At 69.8% G+C, this 5,694-nt stretch carries 6 protein-coding genes and 1 pseudogene; 5 read left to right on the top strand and 2 right to left on the bottom strand.

All coding sequences use genetic code 11. The annotated features are described in order from the left end of the window. Positions 1 to 376: Clp protease N-terminal domain-containing protein (locus ACRDSK_RS31185; RefSeq protein ID WP_431444979.1), on the top strand; the 376-nt coding region annotated here is incomplete at its 5' end. A gap of 15 nt (positions 377 to 391) precedes the next feature. Here ACRDSK_RS31185 and ACRDSK_RS31180 read toward each other — a convergent pair. Together ACRDSK_RS31180 and arc are read right to left on the bottom strand one after the other, a co-directional pair. After that, complete coding sequence (locus tag ACRDSK_RS31180; protein ID WP_431444978.1) at positions 392 to 1,330, bottom strand: aldo/keto reductase; 939 nt, start codon at positions 1,328 to 1,330, stop codon at positions 392 to 394. Positions 1,331 to 1,349: 19 nt separating this feature from the next. Next, positions 1,350 to 3,167 carry a proteasome ATPase gene (gene arc / locus ACRDSK_RS31175; protein ID WP_431444977.1) on the bottom strand — a complete coding sequence of 606 codons (1,818 nt, stop codon included), beginning with the start codon at positions 3,165 to 3,167 and terminating at the stop codon, positions 1,350 to 1,352. 514 nt (positions 3,168 to 3,681) lie between these two features. On the opposite strand from arc, the gene ACRDSK_RS31170 reads away from it, so the two are divergent. The 4 genes and pseudogenes from ACRDSK_RS31170 to ACRDSK_RS31155 all read left to right on the top strand — a co-directional run. Beyond that, complete coding sequence (locus tag ACRDSK_RS31170; RefSeq protein WP_431444976.1) at positions 3,682 to 4,077, top strand: hypothetical protein; 396 nt, start codon at positions 3,682 to 3,684, stop codon at positions 4,075 to 4,077. Between the two features lie 178 nt (positions 4,078 to 4,255). Next, positions 4,256 to 4,924, top strand: a complete 669-nt coding sequence (locus tag ACRDSK_RS31165; protein WP_431444975.1) for a hypothetical protein — start codon at positions 4,256 to 4,258, stop codon at positions 4,922 to 4,924. Positions 4,925 to 4,956: 32 nt separating this feature from the next. Continuing rightward, positions 4,957 to 5,418 (top strand): hypothetical protein, encoded by a 462-nt coding sequence (locus ACRDSK_RS31160; RefSeq protein WP_431444974.1) that lies wholly within the window; start codon positions 4,957 to 4,959, stop codon positions 5,416 to 5,418. Further along, a pseudogene (locus ACRDSK_RS31155) lies at positions 5,415 to 5,694 on the top strand (hypothetical protein); the annotation flags it as partial. The gene ACRDSK_RS31160 and the pseudogene ACRDSK_RS31155, both read left to right, overlap by 4 nt.

Raw genomic sequence — 5,694 nt, 5'->3', positions numbered from 1 at the left:
CCTGGTGCTGGGGCTACTGGCCGAACCGGAGGCGCTGGCGGCTCGGGCGATCGTGTCGGGGGGCGTGACGCTGGACGAGGTGCGGCGGGCCGCGACGGCGAAGCTGCCCCCGGCGGCCGCCGAGATGCCCGCGCTCGTCCCGTTCGACGCGTCGGCCCGCAAGGCGCTGGAGCTGACGTTCCGGGAGGCGCTGCGGTTGGGCCACAACTACATCGGCACCGAGCACGTGCTGCTCGCGCTGTTGGAGCAGGAGGACGGCGCGGGCGTGCTCACCGAGCTGGGCATCGACAAGGCCGGCGTGGAGGCCAGCGTCACGGAGGCGCTGGAGGTGCTGAAATCCGCGACTCGGTGTGCTGAGAGCCCCGACTCGCGGTGACGTTGGGCGCGGTGGTCACGTCCAGGGGAGGCGGGCGCGGGTGGCCCAGTAGGTGGGTGGGGGTTCGGCTAGGGCGCGGAGTTCGGTTAGCTCGGGCTGGGTGAGGGTGACGGACTGGGCGGTCAGGTTGGCGTGCAGTTGGGGCACGGACGACGGGCCCAGGAGGATGGTGTCGGCCCAGGGTTGGGATAGAGCGGCGGCCAGGGAGACGGCGTCGGGGGTGGTGTGGTGGCTTGCGGCCAGGTCGAGTACCGGCTTTGGGGGGTCCACCGCGAGGCGGCCGTTGGCCAGCGCCTCCTTGACCAGCACGTGCGCGCCGGCCGCGTGCGCCTCGGCCAGCGCGGGCCCCACGGACGTCTCGAGCATGTTCCACGTCGACTGCACCGCCGTGAACACCCGCTCGCCGTGCCGCTCCAGCTCGAGGGCGCGGCGCACGGTGTCGGCCTGCCGCGGGCCGGACGTGGAGAAGCCCACCCGCACGGGCAGTGCCGCGAGCGCGTCCTGCAGCGCGAGGTCCTCGAACAGCGGGCTGTCCACGGTCAGCGAGTGCACCTGGTACAGCGACAACGCCGAGCCCAGCAGGGCCGACGTCTCCGCCCACTGGGTCGTGAAGCGGGCCAGCGAGTGCTCCTTGACCTCGTGCACCGGCGCGTCGAGCCGCCACTCCCCCACGTACGCGTAGCCCCACTTGCTCGACACCGTCAGCCCGGCCGGCGAGCGTGAGTCGAGCCAGCCGGCCAGGAACTCCTCGGCCAGGCCGTACGAGCGGGCCACGTCGACCCACCGCACGCCGGCCGCGTAGGCCTGGTCCAGCACCTCCCACGACGCCGCGCGCATGGCCTCGACGGTGCGGTCCGCCGGCAGCTCGCCGCGGCCCACGTTGATGTAGGCCGGACGGCCGAGGGCGGCGAGCCCGAGCCCGACCCGCTCGATGCCCGCCGCCCTGGTCGTCATGCGGCCGAAAATACCCGATCTACAGGTACTGCCCGGTGTTCGTGGCCGTGTCGATCGCCCGGCCGGACTCCTGGTTCTTGCCCGTGACGAGCGTGCGGATGTACACGATCCGCTCGCCCTTCTTGCCCGAGATGCGGGCCCAGTCGTCCGGGTTGGTGGTGTTGGGCAGGTCCTCGTTCTCCGCGAACTCGTCGATGATCGCGTCGATCAGGTGCTGCACGCGCAGGCCCGGCTGCTTGGTCTCCAGCACCGACTTGATCGCCGCCTTCTTCGCCCGGTCGACGATGTTCTGGATCATCGCGCCGGAGTTGAAGTCCCGGAAGTACAGGACCTCCTTGTCCCCGTTGGCGTAGGTCACCTCGAGGAACCTGTTCTCCTCGGTCTCCTCGTACATCCGCTCGACCGTGTGCTGGATCATCGCGTCGATGGTCGCCTGCGGGTCGCCGCCGAACTCCGCCAGATCCTCGGTGTGGATCGGCAGGGTCTTGGTGAGGTACTTGGAGAAGATGTCCCTCGCCGCCTCCGCGTCCGGCCGCTCGATCTTGATCTTCACGTCGAGCCGGCCCGGGCGCAGGATCGCCGGGTCGATCATGTCCTCGCGGTTGGAGGCACCGATCACGATGACGTTCTCGAGGCCCTCGACGCCGTCGATCTCGCTGAGCAGCTGAGGCACGATCGTGGTCTCCACGTCCGAGGACACACCGCTTCCTCGGGTGCGGAAGATCGAGTCCATCTCGTCGAAGAACACGATGACCGGTGTGCCCTCCGAGGCCTTCTCCCGCGCGCGCTGGAAGATCAGCCGGATGTGCCGCTCGGTCTCGCCCACGAACTTGTTCAGCAGCTCCGGGCCCTTGATGTTGAGGAAGTACGACTTGGCCTCGGACGCGTTCCCGTCGCCGCGGATGGCCGCCACCTGCTTGGCCAGCGAGTTCGCCACCGCCTTGGCGATGAGCGTCTTGCCGCAGCCGGGCGGGCCGTAGAGCAGGACGCCCTTGGGTGGGCGCAGCTCGTACTCGTGGAACAGCTCGGCGTGCAGGAACGGCAGCTCCACCGCGTCGCGGATCTGCTCGATCTGCCGGAACAGGCCACCGATCGACGCGTAGTCGACGTCCGGCACCTCCTCCAGCACCAGGTCCTCGACCTCGGCCTTGGGCACCTTCTCGTAGGCGTACCCGGACTTCGTGTCGACCAGCAGCGAGTCGCCCGGCTTGAGCGTGGTCTCCCGCAGCGGGTCGGCGAGCCAGACCACGCGCTCCTCGTCGGCGTGCCCGACGACCAGCGCGCGTGACGGCGGCACCCCGTCCTGCGGCTCCGCGAGCAGCTCGCGCAGCGCCGACACCTCGCCGATCCGCTCGAACTCACCCGCCTCGACGATCGTCAGGGCCTCGTTCAGCCGCACCGACTGGCCGCGACGTAACTGCTCCACCTCGACAGCCGGCGACGCCGCGACTCGCATCTTGCGACCCGCGGTGAACACGTCGACCGTGCCGTCCTCATGACCGGCAAGAAAGACGCCGTAGCCGCTGGGCGGCTGGGCCAGGCGATCCACTTCCTCGCGCAGGGCCAGCAGTTGGCTCCGCGCCTCGCGCAACGTCTCGACGAGCTTGGCGTTGCGCTCGGTCAGCTGGCTGACCCGCTCCGACGCCTCGGCAAGCCGCTGCTCGAGCAGTCGTGCATGCCGAGGCGAGTCCGTCAGCTTCCGGCGCAGCAGGGCTACTTCCTCCTCGAGGAACCGGATCTGGGCAGCCTCCGACGGTTCATGCCCAGAGCCGGTCTCAGGTCCAGCGCCGTGCTCGTCGGCCTCCTCAGGCCGACCACCGGGACGATCGTGCTGCATGTCGGCACCTCCTCCCGCTAATTCTCTTCCGACCACGGTACCGGTGCATACCGACAAGAAAAGAGGATCCACATCTCGGTACCGTCGCGTCACGTCGCCGAAACGGATCTGGACCTGGGTAGATTGCGCCATCTCAGCGAGAGGGGGAACCACTTACCCGCTACGGTGCGTCAGGTACTACGCCGCGCCGCCGACGCTCGCGTCCACACCAGACTTGGCGACGATATCGCCACGAACGAGGAGAGATCCGATGTCGCAACCGCCGCAGCAGCCAGGGCAATGGGGAGGGCAGCCCGGCCAAGGAGGCCAGCCAGGCCCAGGTCAGCAGCCGGGTGGCTACCCGCAGCAGGGCGGTTACCCCCAGCAAGGTGGCTACCCGCAGCAGGGCGGCTACCCGCCGTCCGGACCGCAGCCGCAGCAAGCCGGCGGGTTCGGCCAACCCGGTCAATTTGGACAGTCGGCCCCTTACGGCCAGCCGGGTGGTTACGGTCCCGGTCCGAAGAAGAAGAGCAACATGCCGTGGATTCTCGCCGGCGGCGGCGTGCTCGTCATCGCTGTCGCGATCGTGCTCATCTTCATGCTCACCGGCGGCGGCTCCGGCAGCCCGCAGTCCCTGGCCGAGGACGCCGTCGCGGCGTTCAACAACAAGGACGTCGACAAGCTCAACGAGCTGGCGTGTGATGAGGCCAAGGAAGACGCGCCCGACCCGAAGGACCTCGAGCCCGCCGAAGGCATCACGGTGAAGGCCGAGCTCGGCGAGGTCAAGGAGAACGGGGACACCGCGACCGCCGAGATCACGATCTCTCTCAGCGGCGACCTGCCCGAGGGGCTGCCCGAGGACGCGGGCAAGCAGACGGCGACGATGACGATGGAAGACCAGAGCGGCTGGTGCATCAAGAACCTGCAGTGACGCCGATCTCACCGGAATCGGGCCGGGTCACTACGACTCGATGACGATCGCCGCCGGGGCCGATCCCGGCGGCGTTCGCCGTTTTCGTGGCCATACGATGTGTTTCGGGGGGAACGGGTCGTTCGGCGGCTCCGTCTAGCTTGGTGTTGGCAACACGTCTCGAAGGAGTCCGGCCCAGATGACCTACCCACCGCAGCAGCCGGGTCCCTACGGGCAAGACCCGTACGGCCAACAGCAACCGCCGCAGACCCCGCCCTACGGTGGCCAGTCCTCCTACCAGGGACTTGGCAGCTACGGACCGCCGCCACCCCCGCCCAAGAAGAGCAACACCGGCATGATCGTCGCTATCGTGCTGATCGTGCTGCTGGTGCTCGGCGGCGGCGGAGTCGCCTACTGGGTGCTCAACAAGAACGACGACAAGAACACGGCCGCGGACAGCGACAAGACCTCGGCACCCGCCTCCGGCGATGAGCCGACCGGTGGGTCGGACACGCCGACGACCGAGGAGACGACCGACGAGCCGTCTTCCACCAACACGCCCGACGACGTGCGCGACGCCTACATGGAGGCGTACGAGACCAAGAGCTTCGGCGCGGTCGTGGCCAGCGCGTGCGCGGCCTACAAGAGCAAGTACGGCACGGACACCTCCAGCCTGGAGAAGACCCTCGAGCCGTACGAGATCACGGCCAGCGCGAGCGGCGAGCCCGACGTCAACGGCAACACCGCGACGGCCGACATCGACCTCGAGCTGTCCCAGGCCGGCACGACCGAGCGGCCGAGCATCTTCATCAAGATCGTCGAAGAGGGCGGCGAATGGCGCTTCTGCGGTGAGGGGGAGGCTGCCTGAGCACCCAGCGGCCCCTGCTCCGGCGCGCCGGCATGATCACCGTGCTGCTGCTGGGCGCGCTGCTGGTGCTCGCCATCCTCGTCGTGGGGATCTATCTGCTGTTCGTCCGGCCGGACCCGCCGGGCGAGGCCGGCGAGCCGCATCCCGGGTCGACCTCGACGGCCGCCCCGGGCTCGACCGCGCCGCAGGAGGAGACCGGCGCGGGCTCGACGAGCGCTCCCGAACGGACGGCCGACAACTCCGACGACCTGGAGTCGGCCGCACGCGACTACGTTGACGCGGTGAACGGCCGGAACGAGGCCGCGGCGACCGCGCTGACCTGCGAGCGCGCGAACCCGGGCACGCTGTACTCCGTCACGGAGGGCCGAGCGGTGCGGCTGGGCCGGGTCGAGGTGCTGGAAGGGGCGGTCGGCTCCGCGCAGGTGCGGGTCGGCGAGGGCGAGACGGCATTGCTGCTGGAGAAGCGGGAGAACGGCTGGTGCGTGGCGATATGAGCGACGAGTTACCACCGGAGTCGGATGAGCCGGCGGCGAACCAGGAGAAGGACGGGCCCGCGCGGCGGACGACGATCCTGATCGTGGCCGCGGCGGTCGTGGTGCTGGCGGCCATCGGCGTGGGGATCTACCTGGTCGCGAGCTCCGGCGACGACGCCGTCGCGGACGACCCCGGCCAGCCGACGATCACCGGCTCCACCCAGCCGGAGCCGCCCTCGTCGCCGCCGCCAACGGAGCCGAGCCCGCCCACGTCCCCGCCGGCCACCTCGGCCGCGC

It is taken from the genome of Actinophytocola sp., from assembly GCF_050699915.1.
Lineage (GTDB): Bacteria > Actinomycetota > Actinomycetes > Mycobacteriales > Pseudonocardiaceae > Actinophytocola.
This window is presented reverse-complemented; position numbering and strand designations above follow the sequence as displayed.

Coding starts and splice junctions, on each gene's coding strand:
- ACRDSK_RS31180 (WP_431444978.1), bottom strand. CDS start 1,330: ATGACGACCAGGGCGGCGGGCATCGAGCGGGTCGGGCTCGGGCTCGCC.
- arc (WP_431444977.1), bottom strand. CDS start 3,167: ATGCAGCACGATCGTCCCGGTGGTCGGCCTGAGGAGGCCGACGAGCAC.
- ACRDSK_RS31170 (WP_431444976.1), top strand. CDS start 3,682: ATGCCGTGGATTCTCGCCGGCGGCGGCGTGCTCGTCATCGCTGTCGCG.
- ACRDSK_RS31165 (WP_431444975.1), top strand. CDS start 4,256: ATGACCTACCCACCGCAGCAGCCGGGTCCCTACGGGCAAGACCCGTAC.
- ACRDSK_RS31160 (WP_431444974.1), top strand. CDS start 4,957: ATGATCACCGTGCTGCTGCTGGGCGCGCTGCTGGTGCTCGCCATCCTC.